17 protein-coding genes and 2 pseudogenes are annotated in these 23,203 nt (G+C 34.8%); 11 read left to right on the top strand and 8 right to left on the bottom strand.

Annotation, left to right across the window (positions count from 1 at the left end; translation table 11 throughout):
• Positions 1-11: 11 nt before the first annotated feature.
• The 6 genes from ABJE44_RS09685 to ABJE44_RS09660 are packed head-to-tail and all read left to right on the top strand — an operon-like array spanning position 12 to position 6,871.
• The gene (locus ABJE44_RS09685; RefSeq protein ID WP_348111835.1) at positions 12-647 is read left to right on the top strand and encodes a hypothetical protein; all 636 of its coding nucleotides are present in this window, start codon (positions 12-14) and stop codon (positions 645-647) included.
• The gene (locus ABJE44_RS09680; protein ID WP_348111834.1) at positions 647-1,591 is read left to right on the top strand and encodes a glycosyltransferase family A protein; all 945 of its coding nucleotides are present in this window, start codon (positions 647-649) and stop codon (positions 1,589-1,591) included. The genes ABJE44_RS09685 and ABJE44_RS09680 overlap by 1 nt, the downstream gene beginning before the upstream one ends.
• Positions 1,584-3,539: a glycosyltransferase gene (locus tag ABJE44_RS09675; RefSeq protein ID WP_348111833.1), complete on the top strand. Its 1,956-nt coding sequence runs from the start codon at positions 1,584-1,586 to the stop codon at positions 3,537-3,539. Before ABJE44_RS09680 ends, ABJE44_RS09675 begins: the two co-directional genes overlap by 8 nt.
• A gap of 12 nt (positions 3,540-3,551) precedes the next feature.
• Positions 3,552-4,388 (top strand): sulfotransferase, encoded by an 837-nt coding sequence (locus tag ABJE44_RS09670; RefSeq protein ID WP_348111832.1) that lies wholly within the window; start codon positions 3,552-3,554, stop codon positions 4,386-4,388.
• Complete coding sequence (locus ABJE44_RS09665; protein WP_348111831.1) at positions 4,381-5,733, top strand: hypothetical protein; 1,353 nt, start codon at positions 4,381-4,383, stop codon at positions 5,731-5,733. The genes ABJE44_RS09670 and ABJE44_RS09665 overlap by 8 nt, the downstream gene beginning before the upstream one ends.
• Positions 5,726-6,871, top strand: coding sequence for a hypothetical protein (locus ABJE44_RS09660; protein WP_348111829.1), 1,146 nt, complete (start codon positions 5,726-5,728; stop codon positions 6,869-6,871). The genes ABJE44_RS09665 and ABJE44_RS09660 overlap by 8 nt, the downstream gene beginning before the upstream one ends.
• Before the next feature lie 101 nt (positions 6,872-6,972).
• Here the strand turns inward: ABJE44_RS09660 and ABJE44_RS09655 are convergent.
• The 4 genes and pseudogenes from ABJE44_RS09655 to ABJE44_RS09640 all read right to left on the bottom strand — a co-directional run bounded on the left by ABJE44_RS09655 (position 6,973) and on the right by ABJE44_RS09640 (position 10,658).
• Positions 6,973-7,718: pseudogene (locus ABJE44_RS09655) on the bottom strand (helix-turn-helix domain-containing protein).
• Positions 7,719-8,288: 570 nt separating this feature from the next.
• The gene (locus ABJE44_RS09650; protein WP_348111828.1) at positions 8,289-8,528 is read right to left on the bottom strand and encodes a hypothetical protein; all 240 of its coding nucleotides are present in this window, start codon (positions 8,526-8,528) and stop codon (positions 8,289-8,291) included.
• A 79-nt stretch (positions 8,529-8,607) separates the two neighbouring features.
• A complete protein-coding gene (locus tag ABJE44_RS09645) occupies positions 8,608-8,925 on the bottom strand; it encodes a hypothetical protein (RefSeq protein ID WP_348111827.1) in 318 nt (105 codons plus the stop codon).
• Positions 8,922-10,658 (bottom strand): sulfotransferase, encoded by a 1,737-nt coding sequence (locus ABJE44_RS09640; RefSeq protein ID WP_348111826.1) that lies wholly within the window; start codon positions 10,656-10,658, stop codon positions 8,922-8,924. Before ABJE44_RS09640 ends, ABJE44_RS09645 begins: the two co-directional genes overlap by 4 nt.
• Before the next feature lie 646 nt (positions 10,659-11,304).
• Here ABJE44_RS09640 and ABJE44_RS09635 point away from each other — a divergent pair.
• The 3 genes from ABJE44_RS09635 to ABJE44_RS09625 are packed head-to-tail and all read left to right on the top strand — an operon-like array spanning position 11,305 to position 14,038.
• On the top strand, positions 11,305-11,700 hold the full coding sequence (locus ABJE44_RS09635; protein ID WP_348111824.1) for an HAD-IIIC family phosphatase: 396 nt from the start codon (positions 11,305-11,307) through the stop codon (positions 11,698-11,700).
• Complete coding sequence (locus tag ABJE44_RS09630; RefSeq protein ID WP_348120737.1) at positions 11,697-13,310, top strand: hypothetical protein; 1,614 nt, start codon at positions 11,697-11,699, stop codon at positions 13,308-13,310. The genes ABJE44_RS09635 and ABJE44_RS09630 overlap by 4 nt, the downstream gene beginning before the upstream one ends.
• Positions 13,301-14,038, top strand: coding sequence for a capsular biosynthesis protein (locus ABJE44_RS09625; RefSeq protein ID WP_348111821.1), 738 nt, complete (start codon positions 13,301-13,303; stop codon positions 14,036-14,038). The genes ABJE44_RS09630 and ABJE44_RS09625 overlap by 10 nt, the downstream gene beginning before the upstream one ends.
• Before the next feature lie 461 nt (positions 14,039-14,499).
• On the opposite strand, the pseudogene ABJE44_RS09620 reads toward ABJE44_RS09625, so the two are convergent.
• The 4 genes and pseudogenes from ABJE44_RS09620 to ABJE44_RS09605 form a co-directional block, all read right to left on the bottom strand.
• Positions 14,500-14,821 (bottom strand): annotated as a pseudogene (locus ABJE44_RS09620) (IS481 family transposase); the annotation flags it as partial.
• A 216-nt stretch (positions 14,822-15,037) separates the two neighbouring features.
• Positions 15,038-16,432 carry a hypothetical protein gene (locus ABJE44_RS09615; RefSeq protein WP_348111820.1) on the bottom strand — a complete coding sequence of 465 codons (1,395 nt, stop codon included), beginning with the start codon at positions 16,430-16,432 and terminating at the stop codon, positions 15,038-15,040.
• Positions 16,433-16,440: 8 nt separating this feature from the next.
• Positions 16,441-17,430, bottom strand: a complete 990-nt coding sequence (locus tag ABJE44_RS09610) for a hypothetical protein (protein ID WP_348111819.1) — start codon at positions 17,428-17,430, stop codon at positions 16,441-16,443.
• Between the two features lie 102 nt (positions 17,431-17,532).
• Positions 17,533-20,241: a glycosyltransferase gene (locus tag ABJE44_RS09605; RefSeq protein WP_348111818.1), complete on the bottom strand. Its 2,709-nt coding sequence runs from the start codon at positions 20,239-20,241 to the stop codon at positions 17,533-17,535.
• Between the two features lie 314 nt (positions 20,242-20,555).
• On the opposite strand from ABJE44_RS09605, the gene ABJE44_RS09600 reads away from it, so the two are divergent.
• Positions 20,556-21,947: a glycosyltransferase gene (locus ABJE44_RS09600; protein ID WP_348111817.1), complete on the top strand. Its 1,392-nt coding sequence runs from the start codon at positions 20,556-20,558 to the stop codon at positions 21,945-21,947.
• Positions 21,944-23,200 (top strand): glycosyltransferase family 4 protein, encoded by a 1,257-nt coding sequence (locus tag ABJE44_RS09595; RefSeq protein WP_348111816.1) that lies wholly within the window; start codon positions 21,944-21,946, stop codon positions 23,198-23,200. Before ABJE44_RS09600 ends, ABJE44_RS09595 begins: the two co-directional genes overlap by 4 nt.
• The last annotated feature ends 3 nt before the right edge of the window (positions 23,201-23,203 follow it).

The following is a 23,203-nucleotide window of genomic DNA, read 5'->3' as shown; positions in this document are numbered from 1 at the left end:
TGGGAACTTCTATGTTAGAAAAAACAAGTGTACTGAACCAAATTCAAAAAGAGCTACAAAATCTAACTAGTAGTGAAGATAGAACAAACTATTTATTGGAAAAGTTAGCAACAATAATGGTGAGCGCAAAGCAAACTGATAAGGAGCTAAGTCAATTGAAGAGTTTGATAAATAAGTCTGAACTATTCTTTAGCCTTCCTGAAGTAACATTATTAACAAGAAGCAAGCTCCCTCATGTCTTGATCAGCGCTGGAGATGCAGTTCCTATAGGTGATAACTTTTACGAACCCGAAGCAATTGGAACGGGAAAACATATTAGATGGACAGGGCCAGATCGAATTAACACTTTTCATGTTCCTATCGATAGAACAGAAGAAAAGACCTTGCGTTTAACTTTACATGCCGCGATAAAACCAGAGATTTTTTCGTCAATTAAATTATATATAGATGGAAAGCTGGCGAAACCATCCATTGAACAAAGAGAAACAGGGGTTGAATTAATCATCAGTCTAAATAGTAGCGATAGAGTACAAGATACTGTAATTAGTATGTTTATTCCGCATTTGTACTCTCCAAAAGATATTGACCCAGCTTCTAGTGATGGAAGGAAACTGGGAGTAGCATTCAATCAGTTGGAGATCGTGTAATGACAAAAGTTGCTGCTGTAATTTGTACTTATAATCGCTACGATGTACTGAAAAAAGCGGTCGAAAGTTTGTTAATTCAAACATTACCCAAAACTGAATATGAAATTTGGATTATAGATAACACCCCTAATGCTGAAAAGGAAGAAGGAAAAGAGTTTTCAGATTTATATAAAGATATAGATAATCTTCACTATGTTTTTGAAAAAACACCAGGATTATCTAATGCCAGAAATGTTGCAATTAGAAGCACTAGTACACCCTATATTTCATACTTGGATGACGACGCAATAGCTGAGCCTCAATGGCTCGAAGAAGTAATTAAAGGTTTCGAATCATTCGAAAATGTTGGAGTCGTTGGAGGACGGATAGCTCCGATTTGGGAAATTCCTCGACCAACTTGGCTAGGGGATGAGCTTGTTGGTAATGTCTCCGTTGTTGATTGGGGGGGGGCATTAAGAGTTGCAGAAGAAGGAGAGTGGTTTGCTGGAGCCAATATCTCTTTTAGAAGAGAAGTGCTTGTTGAAAGTGGTGGGTTTTCAGTAAACCTTGGTCGAAAAGGAGGGGGGCAAATACTTCTTTCTAATGAAGAAAATGAAGTTTTAGCGTTTGTAAAAGAATCAAAATATTTGGAAATATACAATCCACTTGCCAGCGTTGATCATCTTGTTGAATCTAAAAGGTTACGTAGGGCTTGGTTTAGAAGAAGGGCTGCATGGCAAGCAGCATCAGACTTCATGTTGAAGCCAGAAGAAATGGAAACTCAATTAACTGATATGATCCAGAACTTACGAGATTACTTGAGTAGCTTGCCACCAATTCATAGGAACATACAAGGTTTATTCTATGAAACAGATGATCCAGGTATATTTCAATGGCAACTATCCGCTATTTATAGCAATACAACCTTAAACCTCGCTGGTTTTGATGGTGTTGAAAATGTCTAAAAACATATTAAGAGCATTGATTGTTGCTCCTACACCAACTTGGCCACTCAATTATGGGAACCGTAAACGAATTTATTCTGTTTGCAAATCCCTTAAAGACAGAGGCTACGAAATTCACTACATACATTATGCTAGTGAAGGAGATTGGAGGGATTATGCACCTGTAGAAAGCCGAGTTGAAATGCAAAAGCAATGGGAAATTGTAGACCATGTGTGGCCTTCAATGCCTCTTCATGATTGGCCCAAACATGGAGACGACCACCAAATCGATGAGTGGTGGGATCCTGCTTTAGAAAATCACTTGCAAAAAACTCTTGCATCTCGAACTTATGACGCTGTTATTGTCAATTATACTTGGTTAAGTAAAGCGTTGGATTTTGTGCCTAAAGGCGCATTAAAAGTGCTTGATACACATGATAAATTCAGTGGCCGCAGAGAGTTATTGGAATTAAATGGATTAGAAAAAGAATTTTTTCACACAACACATTCTGAAGAGCTTAAAGGTCTAAATCGAGCAGATTTAGTTTGGGCGATTAAAGATGAAGAAAAAGTTCTATTCGAAAAAATGAACACTACTGCCAAAGTAAATACTTTGCTGCATATAGACGATTGTAGAGAAAATTTAACTACAGTTGGTTTAGACTCAGGAGTGACGTTTGGGTTTATCGGTGCAAATAATAATGTAAATAAAACAAATCTTTTAGAATTCTTTAATGTGGCGGAGCCTATTTTTAATAAATATTGTCCTCCGTTAACTGTAAAAATAGCGGGTTCTATCTGTAAAGAACTTAAAGATTTAGGTTCAAATTATTTTGAAAGTGTGGGGTATGTTGATTCCATTGATGAATTTTATGATCAAATTCACGTTGCCATTACACCAATGGAGTTTTCAACTGGGTTAAAGATTAAAGTGGCCGAAGCATTGTCTCAAAAGAAGGCCGTTATGTCTCATGAACATGCTTTTGAAGGCTTTCCCGCGACTCATGAATTTCACCTATGTAAGAGCTTTAAAGAATTAGCGCTTAAAATGTGCGAACTAGCGTATGAACCTATTCAACTTGATGAAATCTCAAAGGCATCTTTAAAAAGTTATGCTCTCATCAAGAGTGATATAGGCATCACACTGGATAATTTCCATAAACAAGTTATTGCAAAAAAGGCCTTACTCATAATCCTTCCTAAAGAATATGGTAATGAGAAAAAAATCGCTCATTGGTTAGCAAAGGCGAGAGTTGACTTGATGTCTTGGAACGTTGAAAGCTTAACTTTAGTTAAACTCGAACAACCGGAGCCAGCACAGTCACATGATAAAGATATAAGGTTCTTATGTGAAACTGAATTAAATACCTTAATAAGAACATGCTCTTTTGATATTATCCTTAATTTATATGATGGGTTAAACGAAAATATTAATCTTCAAGCAGGCTCTATCGTTTCTGAAGTGAATCTCCCATTTATTAAAGATGAATTAGTTATTTATACTCATTACCTGCCACGAGTGAGCGAAGAGAATTGCTTACCTGCATTAGGTCATATTTTACCACCATTTTTAGATCCTTCGCTTGAAAAATTAGGGGAGTTTGCATGGGTAGTAGGAGATAATGAAACATTACTGTTATCTTCTTTTACTAATTTGTTAGTAAATACACTTGAATCAGAGATTCTAGATGTGAGTAACTTTGATGACTTAGATGTACTGTTCAAAAAATATTTAGTTTTGCCTAAAAAGCTGATAGTTATCAAGAAAGTTAAATTCCTGAACCTAGCCGAGCAAGTTCTAATAGAGATATGTACTAGGTATGACGTGAGCATCTTGTTCTCTGAAGATTTTACCTGTTTAGACTTCGAGGAAAAAGGCGTCGGTAAACAATATGAAACCAACTTTTTTAGGTATTGGGAATCTTTCGTACATAGTCTGTCAACATTGCAAAGTCGCTCGCTAATCTGATAAGGAAACGTTATGGCAAAACCTGATTTTCTAGTAATAGGTGCTCAGAAGGCAGGAACTACTTGGCTAGATAAGATGTTTAAAAGTCATCCAAATATATGGACGCCAGTTGTAAAAGAGTTACAGTTTTTTAATACTTATTATATGCCAGAAGCTTTTAAGTGGAATAAAGCGCACCGCGAGTCTCACGCTTTAAAAGCTATCAGTTATGCGATTAATGAAGAAAATCGCAATAAAATAGATTGGAACAAGATAAAGCAGGCCACACTTATCGGAGAAAAAGATAACGTTGATTACTCTTGGTATCAAAGTGTTTTCGATTATGCACCTGTTGAGGCTATCAAAGGTGAAATGACTCCTGAATACTCTCTACTAAATGAGGAGCATGTAAAAGACGTTGTTGGACATTACCCAGAAATAAAAATTATATTAGTGATGCGGGATCCATTACAAAGAGCTTTATCAGGAATAAAGATGAGATTACTTCAGCAGGGATATACAAACGAAACAAATCAGGAAGAAGTTGATAATTTCGTAATTTCTTGTGCTTCTGATTGGGACGTCATTGAGAGGGGAAATTATGAGCGAATAATGAATACATGGCTAAAGTTTATAGATAAGAAACAATTTCTACCATTATTATCTGAATCACTAAAAAAAGACGGTAAACAACAGCTTGCTAAGGTTAGTAGATTTTTGGCCTTGCCCGAATCAGAATTTATAGCTAACGCAAATGTGCTAGTTCATGTTGGCAAGAGTTACAATATTTCTCAGCACGCCATTGATGAAGTAGCTACACATCAAGAAAAAAATACAATTTGGTTTAGCGAATATATAAAAAATGTATAACGACACTAAAAACTTAAATATCCAGAATGCAGCATACTATTCGCTAACATATCTTAAGAATAATGAGAGCAGCAAAGAAAAAATAGTTGAAACACTTCTACTTTCTGGACTGTGGGAATATGCATTTTCGATTGCAATCAAAAGTAATGGCCTAGAATCGAAACAAGATATTTTTAAAGAACATAATCAATTTAATAATATTGATAGTACTACTATTACTTCTCTTCTTAGCCCTAAATGTCTCGATGGAGATATAGAAAAGTTAATTCAAATAGCGAATCCGGTGATATCAAATCGAATCTTATATTTATGTCTCAGAAATAGAAAACTCAGGCATTATTTACCTAAAATTGAACATAAGTTGAGAATTCCTTTTTATTTACCATTAATTCTTCGTAAAAACGGATATTTAAAAGCTATTTTAAAAGAAAACTTTTCGGCATCTTTTATTCGATCATGTGAACTATTTGATTCTTTTCCTTTTAAAAGTTTTAAGAAAAATAAAAAGTTAAAAGTAGCTGTTTGCCTATCAGGACAAATGCGAAACTACAAAAATGCAATGAAACGGTTAAAAAGTGCATTAGCAGACTATGAAGTTACATATTTCATTCATACTTGGGAAAAAACTGGCGGTAAGAAAGCTGGTGCAATGGATGTGCATCAGTTATCTAGAATGACTGGTAAAAATATAGCAAATAAAATTATTAATAATTCTGAAGGAAATTTGGATTTACACACACGGTTTCCTCGGTTTTTTGACGAATTATCTAAGCAAATAGATAGCAAACCTAATATAACTTATGCTGAATTAGGTGCAGAATATCCAAATTCTATATGTGTTATTGAAGATGATAGTGACTTTAAAGCTCCAAAAATCGATCTTCCTGTCAATGTAAATACATATAAAATGTTATACAAAATATATATGTGCGATAAGCTGAGAAGAGAGTATGAAAATGAACATGGAATTGATTTTGACGCTGTAATAAGGATAAGACCCGATTTGGTTGTTAGTGATAAACTTGATTTGCCATCAATCATAGCAGAGCGTACTGTAGCTACTGGGTTTATTGTAAACAGATTTATAGATGATCAAATTTATATCACTACACCTAAGACAATGACTGTACTTTGCGATTTGTGGGTCGAATTAAACCAATATGAAAATTTAGTAGGACGAGAACCGTTGATATCTACAAAGTCCCCACACAATTTAATTTGGAGTCACTTTCATATAAAAAACTTAAACTATACCATTATTCCGGTATTGTGCTGGTTAGCAACAGAAGTATTGAACCTCGAAGAGTTAGATAGAGCGCTGCAAGAGGATATTGATAGTGAGTAATTTCATAAAAGTTATAAACAAGGGATTACCAAATACTGTAGTTGTTTTTTCGAGCGTTAACGTTCCTGAAGGGAAGTTTTCAGCTATTCACGCACTAGGAAGTCTCGATGCAAATTTGATCTTTATAAATTGCCCGAATAATAATTGGTACATTAAGGAAATTCCAGGTTTAGGATTAAATATTGATGAGATTGCATTTAGTCTCATAAAACATCTTAAAAATTTAGGGAATGAAAAAGTAATTTTCTACGGGGGGTCTATGGGTGCCTATGGAGCATTACTTTATGCTGCAAAGTGCCATGCTAATTATTCACTTGTTACTGGTGTAGAGGCCAAATTAGGAAGTCCTAGAGGATATTACAATAATTTGTGTAATGACAAAGTTCCGCCAGAAGACTTCCCTAATCTGATTGAAACTATCAGTAAAAGCAACGTACAAAGTGATATTTTAGTTGGAGAAGCATGCTTTTCAGATCATGGTCTGGTGAAAGGTCTAACTAATTTAAAGAATATCACTGTTAGGACAATTAAGAATGGAGGTCATAGAATTCCTCCTTACATTGAGCAAAAAATTGGATTAGCTAAACTTCTGTCTCAGTCGATAACATCAAATGATATAAATGAAAACTTTAGTTTCACCACCAAGTTATTAACCGAGTGTGATGTCTACGACTTAATTGAAAAGTGCGTATTAAAAATGCCGTTAAGTGATGATAAATACACAGAGCTATTTAACTATGCGAATGATGAAGCTAATAGTGCGCATTATAGGAGTTACGCTTACTATGCTATATCTTTGCAGGTTAAAAATCAGTGTGACGTAGCTAAAAATCTTGAAAAAGCTATTGAATTGAACCCCGATAATTATTTATTTCATGACTCAATTACTACATGCTTATCAAATAAAAATTTGTATCAACAAGCAATTAAGTATGCACAAAAAACCTGTGAAATTATAAAGTACAGTGGTTTTGAAAGTTTTGAATATTATGCATTAAAGCTTGTAAACCTATACATTAAAGAAAAAAATATCGAAGCAGCTATGCTACTTTTATTAGAAATTAAAAAAACTATACCTGCTAAAGGGAAAATGAGAGATGAATTTAATATTTTAGAACAAAAATACCTCTTAAATTAAAATTTCAGTAATCGAGGTTTACGCTTTCATACTGGCTAACTACAAAGTAAGCATGGTGCAATGCTTACTTTGATAAGTTTGATTATATGTACTAGCTCAAATTAGGTTTGAGCTAAATTTTTATCCGCCCAAACCGGTTTCCTATCGAATAATGTTTCCATTGGCGTTTTGCCCAGCATATTTACGTATGTGAGATCGTTTATTGTTCTAGGTTTCGATCCACGCTAATAGATTTTTTTGAAGCTTCTCCATAGTCGTGTAGAGCTTAGCAAACGCGATTTTACTGAAGGTCTCCACGAACGTCTGCTGGTAGATCCTGCCTACGCCTTTAATGTTGACAACATAGAATGTAACTTGCGAACCAAAGTAGCCTAGATGCTCAGTTTCATTCTCACCATAAGCGTCGTTATCCTGCTTTTTCTTTTCAAGTACAGCGACTTGAGCGTCAATCAGAATGATCCCTTCATTGGCGACTTTTTAAGGCGTTTTTTTGTAGTTTTCGAGATTATGTCTTAACCAAATTGAACGAGTACCACTACCTGAAACAATCACGCCAACTTTATGCAATTCATTGTTGCTTCGATGCTTTCCGTAAACTTGGAATTCAATGGCAGACTCCAAAACCGCTTTTTCAGTTTGTTCGACTACACGGTTCTTTAGATTTGCAGTTCTGCGACTATGATTGTGAGTGAATCAATACCACTTTCTTCAACAAGCTCTTGATAGCGATAGAAAGTATCATGAGGTGCGCTATTACTTTACACCCTTTTGATACGTTTCCGATCTTCTCAGCTATATTAAGTAAACCCGCTTTGTGTTTAAAGATTAGATTGCTAGTATGCAACATGATAGTTACCTTGTTGTTTTGATTAAAAGATTCGACACCTTTATCAAAACGGGTAACTCTCAATTTTTCAAGAATAAATGTCAGATTAAGTCGAGATTAATTCAAAAGCGCATTCAATTATCAACATGAGTTGCAACGGAGAAAATGAAATGATGTCTGTGGATCACAAACCTGAAGCCAATACGCATGACTCACAAACAGTTTAACAATTGGTTGTTATGCTTATTACGATAAAATTCTTTTTGCTAATCACATTAGTAAAATTCAATGCTGTTCCAATCAAAACTCTCTTTTTTTTGGGGGAAACTCAGTCAAATTAAACGGTGTTTTGTTCTTAATTCAACTTTCCATTTTTGCCATAAATAATCTAAAAGCCCCATTCTTTTTTCATTATTTTGAATAGCAAACTTTAAAAAAGTATTTAAACTTTTCTACGTTGTTTTTAATTTCTTTGGAATATTTTATTGAGCAGATACTCAGTATTTCAGAGTTGATTTTTTTACTATTGTCTTCTAGTAACGTAATAGCATCAATCCAACTATTAGTATTTCCTACTTTACATGGTAATAACTAACTGTAATGTTCGACAAGTTCGCTTTCAAAATCAGATACTTTAAAATCATCGCTGGTGAATTCACTTACGAGCTTTTTCAACCCATAAACATCATTAACAATATAAATTGATGGGTGACCAGAATAAGGTAGTGAAATTAAGTTTACGCTAGTTCGTTTCTCAATAAACGTAGCATGAATGCAATCAAGAGGATGTAAGTTATCGTAAATTACAATTCTACGTCTTAATATCGTCACCTACCGTCTTTAATTTTTTTCATGAACTTGTCTTTAACCATATATTGAGATGAAATTGCAATTACAAAATCTATATTCATCAAAGATGAGAGTTTGAACGCTCCATAAGCGCCCATAGAAATTCCATAAGCAATAAATTTTTTTGGCCTGAAAGTTCAGTAGATAATGTATTGATGCTTATATTATCTAGATTTTTATACCAACAGTTGGATGTTGGGACTATGTAGACTAGATTTGCTTCTATTTTGCCTATCAGTGCATTTCCCATTCGTCTATTTACATCTTCGTCAGAGTTTGAAGCTAATTCTGCTTGCCAATTGGAAAGGCAAACTAAAGTAGTTGAGAACCCTAAATCATTGTGCTCAATATAATGGTCTTTGAAGTTAAAAGTAATCATAGATCTTTGAAATATTCAGCTTTTAGTTGTTGCCATTCATTTTCAAGTTCGTCTATTAAATCACTACTTAATGCAATTTCCGAATAGTCTGAGTTTGAAACATGTACAGGCGTAAACAAATCACTTTCTTCACATGTAATTTCAATATCTAAGAACTTTTCGAGATACTCCTTAACTTTTTGTGGTTTTTTTTCAAGCTTTTCAAATGGTAATAATAATATTTGTTCTTGAGGAAATACCGAGTACCAATTTTTAAGAATATTTAGGTATTTAGATCTGTTTTTAACACTTTCCTCAAAGGCAATTGCACCTAATAATTCTTCCGTAACTATAGGAACTCTTGATTTTAGCATACGCAATTGAGACTGAATTCGATCGACTGGATGCCGTAGCATAAAAATTATTTTTATTTTAGGGTTTAGACTATGAATTGCTTGAATTACGTTAATGGGCAACATGGCATACTCAGGAGTGATCTCGCCACAGAGCTTATTTTTTGGTGCGCGAGAGAATATATCTAGATACCATTCTAAATCGATTTGTTCTTGGCATAAATGAAACAAGAAAGATAACCAATCTCCATTTATGCTTGGGTTGTTTTTAGTTGCTAAGTGGAGTCTATTTAATGCTGAAGCTCGACGCCAACAACCTGAATATGCGCTGTTCTTTTCAAATGCTAAATTATTGAAAAAATTTAACTCTTTCAGAGGGGGGAGCCATAAATTAGATTGTTTTCTAAGTATTTTGTCTAACCATGTAGTGCCGGATTTTTGTATTCCCACACAAAGAAAATCAGGGCTTCTTGTATCAATATTCTCTACGAACTGTGTTAACTCAGTGAGGTTGTTTGTTTTGTACTGAACGGGACTAATCGCGTCCTGAATTACCGCATCTTTTTTCTGGTTGTTAAATTTGATTAATTCATCAATTGTATTGATCTTTTGCTCATCAATTGCGGTGTAACTGTATTCACTTCCATAAGTTTGAACTTTTTCTACTATACCTTTATTAAAACTTGCCCAATACAGTTTATCTTGATCTAAGTTGAAGTGGCGTTGCGTTTTTTCGCGATGTACAGCAGTCAAATATTGCAAAGGGTGAATAACGCTTAATGGTTTTTTAAGGGAATAGTTAGCACTGATTAAATCTATTTTCGTTTGCTCAACAAAAACTATTATGTTTTGACGGTACCACCAACAAACTTTTTCATTATCCCATAGCTTTAATCGTAAAAAATCTACTGCGATATATCCTTTTTTATTAAATAATCTTTCCCAATATTCTGGCCAATTTTCATTGATATGCCCGTGACCTCCTTGGTATGGTATGGCTGCAGAAAATAGTACTATAGGAGCGGTGTTTGTCACCTTTGATACAAAAGGTTCTGCTTGCTTTTCAGGTAGATGCTCCGCTACTTCAAGCGATATTGCTAAATCTGAGGTCGATACAGGAAGAACTATAGAGTTAGGTGAAGAAAGATCGTTTGGGTAAAACTCATTTTTACTTATCATCAATCTATTTCTAGGTACGTAATCACCGTCAGTTCCAACAACACTTTCTACTCCTAATTGCTTAGCGGCGGACAGCCAACTCCCGACACCACAACCAAAATCTACGATGCTTTTTATCCTAAAAGTAAGTGAGCGTTGCAGTTCAGAAATTACTTCTATGGCACTTTCGAAACTTTCTTGACTTTGCAGGTCGTAAAACTTTGTATTATATAATTCAGTCATTGCATCCCTAATAAATACTAGTTGTTTAATTTTTTTCGCAGATTAGCACAAGAAGAACTGCTTTTTTAATAAATTTACTTTAAGGGTGATTACATATTTACTCTACTTCAATCATATTCTTGTTAAATTAATATAATTAGAAAATGCAACGATTGCTGGACGTTTTTATAAAGTGCTTCGAATCCATTAAGTTTTGTAATTTACTACTGAAATCGTTGAATGTATTACATTATTACAAAACTCGACTATGTTAGGTGTTGATAGTAATATTATGTGTCAATAATTTAGTTTCATATTATTAAGAGATTGGATCAAAAAACTAACGCTTCAATAAGTCTTTATTCTCCGTATGCTTTACCCGTTTAGAGTAGAATAATTTGGCTAGAGGGAGGATGGTTTTAGGCTTTCAATCATAAAGTAAATTTTATGAAGAATTTTTAATTTAACTTTAATGTAAGTATCTGTTCATACTATTTAAAATCACCTTTGTATAAATAGATAAATCAATGTGGTACATCTATTTATCAATCTATTGAAACTGAAAAGCGGTTTAAAGTTTCTGAACGAGATAAGATATATAGAATGTCTAACATGCATAAAAGAACCTAGATATTCACTTTCACCTATAAACTAGGCAATTAACGTAATGAAAAAATTAGTAGTTGATCTTGACGGAACATTGACAATAGATTCAGACGCACCTTATTCAGATAAACCTGTAAACGAAAAGGTTTTAGAAAAATTAAGAACATACAAAGATAAGGGGTTTGAAATAATTATTTCCACTAGCAGAAATATGAGAACATATAGTAATAGTATTGGTAAGATAAATATTCATACCTTACCGGGAATTATTGAATGGTTGGATAAACATAATGTTCCGTATGATGAGATACATGTTGCTAAACCATGGTGTGGATTCGACGGTTTTTATATTGATGATAAATCAATTAGGCCATCAGAATTTGCAAGCCTTGATCATGAAGAAATAGTTGAGCTTCTAGCGAAAGAAAACCCGTTTAAGGATGGTGGAAACGCGTGATATTAATTACTTCGGCAGCATATATTACGGATGAATTTGCATCGGAAATTGGTTTAATCCCCCCATCATTCTTACCTATAGGGAATAAGCGATTATTTGAACATCAAATAGAACTACTTAAACAGCTCAAAGGTAAGATTTATTTGTCTCTACCGAAAGGATATCGGGTAGAGTCTGGAGATCGGCATATTCTTCAATATTTGAATGTTGAGCTTATTTTCGTTCCTGAAAATTTAAGCTTGGGTGAGTCGATCTTATATTGTTGGAACGCTACAGGGTACCCGCATGACACATTGAGTATTTTACACGGCGACACATTGTTTACTGATATCAATTTAGAGTCTCAGGATCATATCAGCGTGCACAAAAATAAAGGCTTTTACCAACGAGCAAGCATATCTATAGATTCATTACATTCTGAACATTTTTCTAACAAATGGGCAGGAGAAGACGAAACCGTTGTCTCAGGCTATTTTTCGTTTACAAAACCAGCAAAACTAATGAAAGGTATCGTTGAAAATAATGGAGATTTTGTTAAAGCTTTGGAGCAATATGCAACTGAAGTTAAACTTAAAGAAATTAGTTCTGGGCATTGGTTTGATTTGGGGCATTTGAATAGCTTTTTTAGATCCCGTTCTGAAATTACAACTCAGCGTGCTTTTAATGAAATGAAAATTACAACTAGAGTAGTTCAAAAAGCTAGTTCTAACGACAATAAAATGCTTGCAGAGTCCAATTGGTTTGATTCATTGCCAAACTCTTTGAGAATTCATATTCCTCAACTAATCGAACCGTTTGCAAACAACAGTGAAAGTAAAGGTAGTTATAAACTAGAATACCTTTATTTACTGCCGTTAAGTGATTTGTTTGTATATGGGGCTTTGAGTCTTGGAGCTTGGAATAGAATATGTGATTCTGTGGCTTTAGTTATGAGAGAGTTTAGCCAGTTCGAAACTAAAGACTTCGACTTAAAAGAAACTGATAAGCTTTATCTACCCAAAACGCTAGATCGATTAAGAAATTTCCAAAAGCAAAGTTCTTTTGATATCAATAAAAAACTTACCTGGAAAAAAAACTCATTGATATCAATGTCATTAACTGAAATGGCTAATTTTTCGAGCCAGTATATTAACAAAGCTAAACTAGATGATATTGCCATTGTTCACGGTGATATGTGTTTTAGTAATATTTTATTTGATTCACGAATTCAGGCGGTAAAATTAATAGACCCTAGAGGACTGAGTGCTAATGGTAATGTAACTATCTGGGGAGATAAAAGATATGATCTTGCCAAGTTCTACCATTCAGCACTAGGCCTATATGATCTCATTATTGCAAATAGATTTAAAATAGATGTTGCAAACGATATTTACAATATCGAGTTCTCGTCTGGAATCAATCAACTTGACCTAAGTAATGTAATAAAGAAATCTATTTTTGAAAAGTCTAAATACGAAGAGAGCGAAATCATCGCAATTAATGTTCAACTTTTTTTATCCATGTTACCTCTGCACTACGATAGACCTGATAGACAGCAAGCGATGATTGCTAATGCTCTAAGGTTAACATCGAAATTAGTAAAATTGGAGACCTTAAACAAATGTTTATAATACCTATGGCTGGCCTATCAAAAAGATTCACTTTAGCCGGTTATGATCAACCGAAATATATGTTAGATGCACATAACAAATCTTTATTTGAGCATGCAATGCTGAGTTTCAAGAAGTATTTTGAATCTGAATCTTTTCTTTTTATTTGTTTAGACGTGAAAGAAACGAAAAAATTCATAGAGTCTAAATGTATTACTTTAGGGATTAAAAATTTCGATGTGATTGTTTTGGAAGAGCCAACACTGGGCCAAGCAGAGACAGTTTACTTAGGCCTGATAAAGGCAAATGTGCCTGGCTCAACTCCAATCACAATATTTAATATAGATACTTTCAGACCAGGTTTTGAATTTGCAACCAACTTTGACTGGTCAAAAACTGACGGATACTTAGAGACGTTCATTGGAGAAGGAGATAATTGGAGTAATATTGTTCCAAAAAGTAAAGGTGACTTTACTGTGGAGTTAACTGCAGAAAAAAAACAGGTATCCAAATACTGCTGTACAGGTTTATATCATTGGGAAAGAGCTGAAGATTTTATCGAAATTTTTATAAACTATAGAAAGAAAGATATAAAAGATGTAGATGGCTCTGAGTACTATATAGCACCAATGTATAATGACTTGATAAGTATGGGAAAGACTGTCAATTATTCTATAGTACCAAGGACAGAAGTTATCTTTTGTGGGGTTCCACAAGAATATATCGAGTTTTTAGATAATAAAATCTAGTAGTGTGAACCTTAAATAGGAATATTGGTTTTTTGTGTATGATGTCATAGATAACCTTTAGCTTGTTTGATTCATAGAGATCGTTCCATTCTTGCGATCTCTAGATCTAGTTTGTACTTGATGTTTTGCTTTTCTGGGCGCCTCTATGTGGTCAGCTCCAATTGTACTAGTATCGCTATTCAGCGAATTGCACATCTAAGTCTTCATATTCGATATTTATAGTTGCGTAAAATATAGTTTTATCGGTTTTCTAAAAGCGCTTTATCTTACTATTTAGATGAGGTGACGTTAGTTTGTTAGGCCGGAATTTAATGCCCGAAGACCTCATTTTTTCTGAACCTTTTCAACAAAAAACTCCATTCCACGATCCGTTTGAAATCTCTGGATTGGAAACGGTATTTCTTCAATAACAGTGTCAAAGAAGCCTAATGTATTTGCAGCTTTGAGATGCTTGTAGAGCATTAAAACGCTATATCTAGTGAGTCGTCAATTGAAGTGTACTGATAAAGCCCAGGCCCTATTTTACACCTAACCATTTGTACTCTATCGCTAGGCAAAGGCCGTTCATATCGAATGTAATCTACTTTTGGTCTGAATTTTTGAACGGGGTTAACTTGATGCTCCTTTAAAACTTTATAAATTGTAGCGAGAACTAACGACGTATTATAAAGTCTGAATAATTCGCCTTGAAGCCTTTTAGCACTAGGATTTCTTGTTGCGCGTAATTCTAAAATCAGTCTCTCAACTTTTTCTGTGGTTTTAAGTTTTGGGGACGAATGAGGACGTTTACTTTGGCTTACTAAACCATCCTTGCCTAGCTCTTGATATCGTCGCCACCATTAACGAAGAGTTGACCTAGTGATTCCACATTTGAGGTAATCAACCCCCCGCATCACCTGTAGATTCATGTAGCTTTATGCAGACTAATCTTTGGAGAGTTTCATTGTTGATAACATCCAAGTATAGTGAAAGGATGTCTATGAATCACACTAATTCATATCAAATCGATTGTTGGAGTTGCAAAAATTTAATAATACTTTCTCTACTTTCAGTTTTAAAAATATCCTTAAGGCTAAACTCAAGCGCTTTTTCTAAAGACTTTTCACTTATAAAGTAACTCGTGTCAAATGACTGTTTAACTTTATTAAGAGTCTTAACTTGTAAGTTCATTTCAGACAAGTAATCAGTTAATCGTTGGTGAGGTTTTGATAGCGAATGAGTTTGTACTCTAGGTTTCGACGGTTGATCCCAGAAATTCCACAAGTTGCAATATAATTTTATAGTTTCAACTTTTCCAAATGCAAATTGGTCCCCCGACATTGGTAGAGCTCCATGGTAATCTATGAATAAGTCACAGTTTTGACTTTCAATATCATCTATCCATGAGGCAATTTTTTCTTCCGTTAAATTTAGTACTATATCTGGTCGGGTTTTCAATATATATTCAAAACTGTTATTTTTAGATGATGTTTGAAATTGTTCAAAGTTTTTAAAGTTGAGATAAACCATTTTAGCCATATTACTTGGGGAGGCGTGTGACATGCTTTCACTGTTGAGTTTACAGAGTAAATCGATCTTCTCTCTGTTTTCTAAAAGAAACTCGTTTTCATCCCAAACTCTAATGTTACCAGTTTTGTAGGCTTCAGTTAATTCGCCTTTTACAACATCTTTAAATATAAATTGTTTAAAACTAGGCGATTCTTCAGTTATGCTGGTGATATTAAGTTTAGCTTTATGCATGTTTGCAATAGTTTCACCCTTAAAAGATCGAGATAAATGGGCAAATGAGGCTGGTAACAAGGTTGGTAATCTTATACCTTTCTTATTCCAAACATCTAAAAAAATATCAAAATCAATATGCTTAGACATCTTTTCCAATTTCTCAGAGACTAATTCAACACCTCTAATTTGTCCGGACATCAATATCGCTATTCTGCTTTTTGATTTTAGTTGTTTTTGTAACTTTATAGGCACTTTAAAAAAGACTCCAAAACGTTTTTTTTGAAGCTTTAACCGGTGATTCGCATTTCCATTATTTTCTAAAGCTGAAACGTATAAATAAAAAGATTCATAAATATGATTTATTAGTTTAGTTGGTTCAAAGCAATTCGGCTTATCTGAAAAGTGGACCAGCACATCTAATGCTAGGTTTGCCATACATTCTAAGTAATTATTCTTTTCAAGATGACAATCAATGAATAACGATGATCTTCTTAAGGTCTCTGCGCAACTCCAATACTGCGAATCGTCAAAATATGTTTTTGCTAATAAGTGATATGGCCAAGAAGTATCTAAATGCTCAAGCAGATAACCTTCTAGCTTACTAATAGCTTTAGTTTGATCTTTCTCGCCTATAAGCTTTTCACACTCTTTAATAAGTGAATGCCAATTCATGACCTAATTTAACCTTTTATATTTATCTTATGCAAAAGTCTTTCTAGTCGGCTAATATCAGCGCTCGAAGTTAAGCTATTATAAGCAGGCAAAAGGTAGGACTTCGGTTTATAAACAAATTCATTTTGGTTATTGCAAACACTCCCTGCATATTTTTCATTAAATATATTGTTGCTTGAGCTGAAAATATATGAATTGTCTATTTGAAAAGAAACTTTTCTCTTATTAATTTTTTTAGATAAATATTGTAAATCCTCACAATCGGAATTACTTTTTACGTATTTAAGAAAACTATCTCTGATGTCCGCAGAGTTTTTATTTCCCAGATCACTTGCTAGCTCGTTGAGATAGCGAATAATCTCAATATGACTATAATTGATAGAAATATTTATTTTGTCACTTGAATGAATGAACGTTTTAAGAGGTAAATTTAGTAGGTTACAAAAAGTAGTAAAGATCGACACATTGTCGGCTTTGCATTTGTCGTAATCAATGATTGAAATGTTTTCCTTTCCGAACACTTCAGAAAACCTGTCTAATATAATTGTATGGTTAAGTATTTCACTAATAAATGGTCTAGTTACATGATTTAAGAAAAAATTTTCCCATGGTATTGATGAGCCATGCTTAATTTCTTCTTGCCAAGTAGAAACTAAAAGATCATCACATCTTCTTTTCACATAAATAATGTGAATTTCATAGTCATTTAAAACTCGCTTTAATAGTAAAATTTGCTTTGAATTTAAACGATCAAAGTTCTCTGAAGAAAGAACCAAATTATATTCACGGTTTATTGAACCAATTGTTTTTTCTAATTCTTTTTCTTTCTCATTTTTTGCAAATTCTGCAAGTTGATGGTGCCCCCATTGAATATTTATTCCTTCGTCTGGATATATAAAACCAGCCTGTTTTAAACTGTCTTTGTTATCGAACAATTGCTTTTGTATATAAGTAGATGCTGTTTTATGAGGTCCAATATGAATAAAGGCCTTTTTCATTTCAAATATCCTTAATTTTCGTATTCGCCAGGTTTGATTTTTTGCTACTGCAAGCTTTAAAAATTATTGCAAGGCTTTCTTTTGAAGGGAATAGCTTTTGATTTAAATATCTCTCAAATCGCTCGTATAAACCCCAACACTGGAAAATATCTCTGAAAATTTCTTCAATCCATTTTCTTGAGAATATTGCTCTTTAACTATTTGCTTTTCCCCTTGTGAGAAATCATTCCAAATTTTAGGATTATCATATAAGTCTATAATATTTTTGTTCCATTCTTCTGGTGTGTTCGCTATGTAACAGGATATGCCATTGCTCAAGCCTGTTCCTTCAGCGGCAACATCGGTTAAGACACAGGGAACTTGGTAAGCCATAGCTTCTAAAACTTTCCCTTTAATTCCTGAACCTGATAATAAAGGAGCCACAAAAACTCTGTGCTTATGGAAAACATCGTCTAAATTTTCAGCAAACCCGACCATTTCAATATTTTCACACTCATAGTCGCTGAAAGACTTCGGCATTTTACTGCCATAAACATAAAGTTTTATATCTGGGCGGCTGGATTGCAGTAAAGGCATGATTTTATCAACCAAATATTCAACCGCTTCTACATTTGGCTGGTGACCATAACCTCCAAGAAAGGCGATTCCTTCACGCTCGTCAAAACTAGGGCCGGTTTTTTTGCTTTCGAGTACCCAAGGAGTTATGTGAAAGTTACGTTGTTCCAATATATGCGATGTGATTACTGCATGTTCGGTGCTGTTGTAACATAAAATTGCATCTACTTTTTTGCAGATATCCAATTCATCTCCACGGGTTTTGAGTGCTTTTGTTAATTCTTCATCAGATTTAGCTGCTCGCAATTCTCGTAAAAAATGCAGGTCTGCATTATTGAATAATATTGGAATTGAGGGTTGAAGACTCTTGATTCTATCAACAAAACTCTGTGCTACGTAATAACGAGTGATATAGACTGCGTCCATTTCTTTTAGGCGCTTCGATAACATATAGTCGATAGAAATATAGAAGGGAGCGTATAAAACTTCCACGCCCATTTTCTGTAGTTTAATAGTTAGATCACCTAAATGAGCAAGATTATCTGTTGCAAACGTGACTTTAAAGCCCAGAGATTGCATTAATTTTATTTCTTGAATTGCAGCATAAGAACCTGCATCTCTGTTGGGATCTGGAGCTGTATAATCCAACACCAAAATACGCTTTTGAATCTTACGATCTTTTTCAATCTGTAAATTCTCTATACCTTGTTGCCCATTGTATCTTACTGTCGATGACCAACGTTGAGCAAACTTCTTGAAATTAACGACTTGGTTTTTCTTCACTCCACTATTGAGGTCTCTACCATTAGTCATACCTTCGAAATGAAATACCTCAGAGCTTGGTACATAAAGGGTTGAATATCCTGCTTCGCGCACTTTGAATGCAATATCAGTGTCTTCAAAGTATGCGGGTGCTAAATAATCGCTAAAACCTTCAACTTGCTCCCAAATATCTTTGCGAATACAAAGGGACGCGCCACTTAAATAATCGGCATGTCGAACATAGTTATATTCAGGTTTATTTGGGTTCTCGCCATTTCCTACATTCCAAGGGGTGCACGAAGCCCAAACTATACCGCCAGCTTCTTGTAGTGAACCGTCTTCGTTAAGAAGCTTACTTCCTACTAGGCCACAATTGTCATTTGAAGATATAATATCGATCAATTCATCTAGCCAACACGATGTGACTTCGGTGTCATTATTTAGGAATAGAAGATATTCTCCTTGGCAAATCTCTGCTGCTTTATTACAGTTACGAAGAAACATTAGGTTTTTTTTATTTCGTGAGACTACTAAATTTTCTATGTAGTTCTCTGCTTCTTCTGTTTCATCAGTTGAACAGTCATCTGCTAAAATCACTTCGAAAGGTGTTTTATTAAAAGCGAGTATTAATGAGGCAATACAATGGTAGGTCAACTCAAACTTGTTATAAGCCGGAATAATGATACTTACTATTGGTTTATCAAATTTAGGTAAAGTTATTTTTGGATATTCATTTCTATCACTCCAGCCTTCACATAAAACATTGTGAGCTTTGTGGATATTATTAAGTGTTGGCAAATCTAAATTTTCATCGAACCACAATTTTAAAGATTCGTATCGAAAAGAAGACTGGGCACAGTCACTTATTAATCGAGAAGTCTTGTGAGGATTTTTAAGATGCTCTCTTGGCGTAAGTATCGGGGAAAATTTAGCATGACCTTGCCACAGTGCATTAGAACTGCCTTCCAATCCAATGGTATATAGTCGCTCGATACCATCTAGTAATTCTGTAGGAATTGAAACTGAAACCTGGCTATTCCCCTCGGAGATACTAAAGGGTTGAAAGTAAACAATTTCATTTCCTGCATTAAGCTGTATACGAAGGTTCGAATATGCTTGGTCTGCATAGGTATTAAAAATTAAATTAAACGAATCTGTGAATTTTAAATCCATTTCAAATACAGGTTTTAGTCTTTCAAACACGAAACTATTACCCGCTATTTTGTCACCTGTGTCTGAACACAACCTAATCGACAACTCACCATATTGGGTGATTTTATCATCAATGAACACTCGAAATGCATGACATCCATCGGTGAAACCTGCTTCTTTTAGGTCCTGCCTGAATAAATTCGCTTCACCAGTGCCTATAACTTTGCCATTGATTTCAATTTGAAAAGAAGACGACTCAGAAGACTTGGTGTTATTGAAATACCAACCAGAGAGAAATCCCGCCGTAAAGTCTTCAATCACAAATTGTGCTGTTTCAGACATCCTTTACCTACTTAATTAATGATTTAAAAACCGACGTAATGTATCATTTCTTGAATTCATTCAGAAGAACTATCAGAGAAATTTCTTTTACTGTAATACCGTAATGTTTATCCGAAGAACCTTTTAAAATTTATAAGATTAAATAGTGGGTTAAGAGGTTTAATTAGTAACTGAAATTCAATTTTAAAAAATAGAATCGGCATGATAGTTACAGGCGGGGTTATCTACTATGTTGTACCAAGGAGTATATTAGTTTGCTAAATAGGCTTAAAAATTCGTTAAAAAGGAAGTTGTCTAAGGATGCATTGCTACATGTGGATTTTATTATAAGTCAAGGAAATATGGTTTTAATACTAGGATGGGCAGCACATAAAACTGCAGCTCTGAATGCCAATATGATAGAAGCCCATTGTGATGCTCAAAAGTTAGAACTTGATTTATTTACTTACCCTAGAAACGATGTGGTTCAACGATTCCAACTCCCCGGTGACAATAGTTGTCTTGGATTTTTAGCTGTGATCTCTGGAGTATCTGGTGATTTAGATCATATATCCATAAGCCATTCGCAAACTCTGTTTAGTATGTCAAAGTTGAACTTCAAACAAGCAAATAATGTTGCTGAGGTATTAAGCCATGTTCCCATTCGCCAAGAAGAAGCGAAAAAGTTCGTTGAAAATTACGGGATATCTCTAGCTGGATCTAATTCATCCAGTAGTCTAATTATTAGAAACCGAGACAAAGATGTTGAGAAAATAAAAAGGATTTTACAAGGTGTTGATATTGCTAAAGTGGGGGCTTTAGAGACCCTACATGCAGAGGCGCTACCTGAAATTCACCGTATCTGGAAAGCCAAACAATCTAAAAATAACAACCGTGAATTAAAAGTGTTTGGTGAGGTTATTGAAGTGCCAAAAGTGAGTGTTATTATTCCGCTTTATGGGCGCTACGACTTTATGCAGCACCAGTTAGCTAACTTCGCGGCTGATCCTTTTATGGCAGCTGTGGAAGTCATTTACGTATTAGATGACCCGGCGTTACAACGAGAAGTATTGATTACTGCCCATGGTTTATTCAAAACCTTTAGATACCCATTCAAGTTGATTTTATCTGAGCGCAATAGGGGCTTTGCGGGTGCCAATAACTTAGGTGTGGAGTTCGCCACATCAGAGCATTTATTGTTACTTAATTCCGATATTTTACCTAAACAAAATGCTTGGCTTGAAGTTTATCTAGAGCAGTTTGCATCGTTAGAAGATGCTGGGATCATGGGTGCAACGCTTATCTATGAAGATGAAACCGTTCAACATGCCGGAATGGAGTTTAGAGAGGACTCCCACTATCCAGGAATTTGGATGAATCACCATCCATTTAAGGGAGTGCCTGTGGGCTTAGTGCCATTAGATGATGTCTATCAAACGCCCATCACAACGGGCGCATGCATGCTAATGACTACAAAATTATACAGAGAGTTAGAGGGTTTTGATTCTATGTATGTGTTGGGGGACTTTGAGGATTCAGATCTTTGCTTAAAAGTCATCGACAGAGGCTATAAAGTGTATGTGTCCGGAAAAATAAAGCTCTATCATCTAGAACGTTTATCCCAAGATTTAGTTGATAGTGGAGATTGGAAGTTTAAATTGACCTTAGCTAATGGGGCATATCAGGCAAATAAGTGGCGTAATTTGATTCAGGAGTTGTCAGCATGAGTAGTTTACAAGGGAAGCGCCTATTAATTGTCTCTCATGGTCACCCGGACTTGAATAAAGGGGGGGCTGAAATGGCCGCCTACAATATGTTCAAGGAAAACTTGAATCAAGGCGTTGACGCTTATTTTCTGGCTCGGACTGACCAAACACCTCATGGTGGCGCGGCTTTTTCACAACGAAATGGCGCTCGTGAAATCTTATTTCACACTACCATGGATGATGGCTTTTTATTTTCAAACATCAAAACTCGGCATATGTGGCAAGAGTTTAGAGATCTACTATTACTTATTAAACCCGACGTAGTGCATTTACATCACTACTTTTTATTGGGTATTGAGATACTCGAAGAGATTAAACAGTCATTACCTAATGCTAAAATTATTCTAACATTGCATGAATATTTAGCCATTTGCCACAACAAAGGGTTGATGGTTAAAACCAATGGTAAACTTTGTTATAAAGCCACGTCGCGGGATTGTCATAGTTGTTTCCCTGAGAAGCAGCCTGGAGACTTCTTTTTACGTGAGCAATATATTAAACGTATTTTTCAAAACGTTGATCATTTTGTATCCCCATCTGCGTTTTTAGCCAATCGATATATAGAGTGGGGGATAAATGAAAATACGATTTCTGTCATTGAAAACGGTCAAAACAACTTTACCCCAAATACCTCACCTATAGAGGTCGGCAATGAGTTTAGACCGGTAAAATTTGCATTCTTTGGTCAAATTAACCCCTACAAGGGAATTGATGTGTTGATAGGTGCCCTAGCTGGGTTAAGCAAACATGTTAAGAAACAAGTGATGATAGAAATACATGGGGCTAATTTAGAGCATCAAACAGGAAGTTATCAACAAAAGGTGCGTAGCCTTATGGAAAAGTATGGGGCTAGAGTGCATTTTCACGGCGCCTACGAACCTCAGGAAATGCCTACAATTCTAGCCACAGTAGATTGGGCTGTTGTCCCCTCTGTTTGGTGGGAAAACTCTCCCATGGTGATTCAAGAAGCGTTTAATTGTGGTGTACCTCTTATTGTTAGCGATATTGGTGGCATGCAAGAAAAAGTTAAAAACGGCATCGATGGATTACATTTCCGGCATGGCAGCGCGTGTGATTTGGCTGATAAAATTAGTTTGTGTGTAAGTGATAGAAGTTTGCGTAACAAACTTGCAGCTAATATTACGACACCATTGAGTACTGTAGAGTGTGTTAAGAAGCATTTATTTTTATATACAAATAATGTCAATAATTAATTG

The organism is Paraglaciecola sp. (assembly GCF_039942875.1).
In the GTDB taxonomy this organism is placed as follows: domain Bacteria; phylum Pseudomonadota; class Gammaproteobacteria; order Enterobacterales; family Alteromonadaceae; genus Paraglaciecola.
Note: the sequence above shows the minus strand (reverse complement) of the source record. Positions and strands in the feature narration are given on the sequence as shown.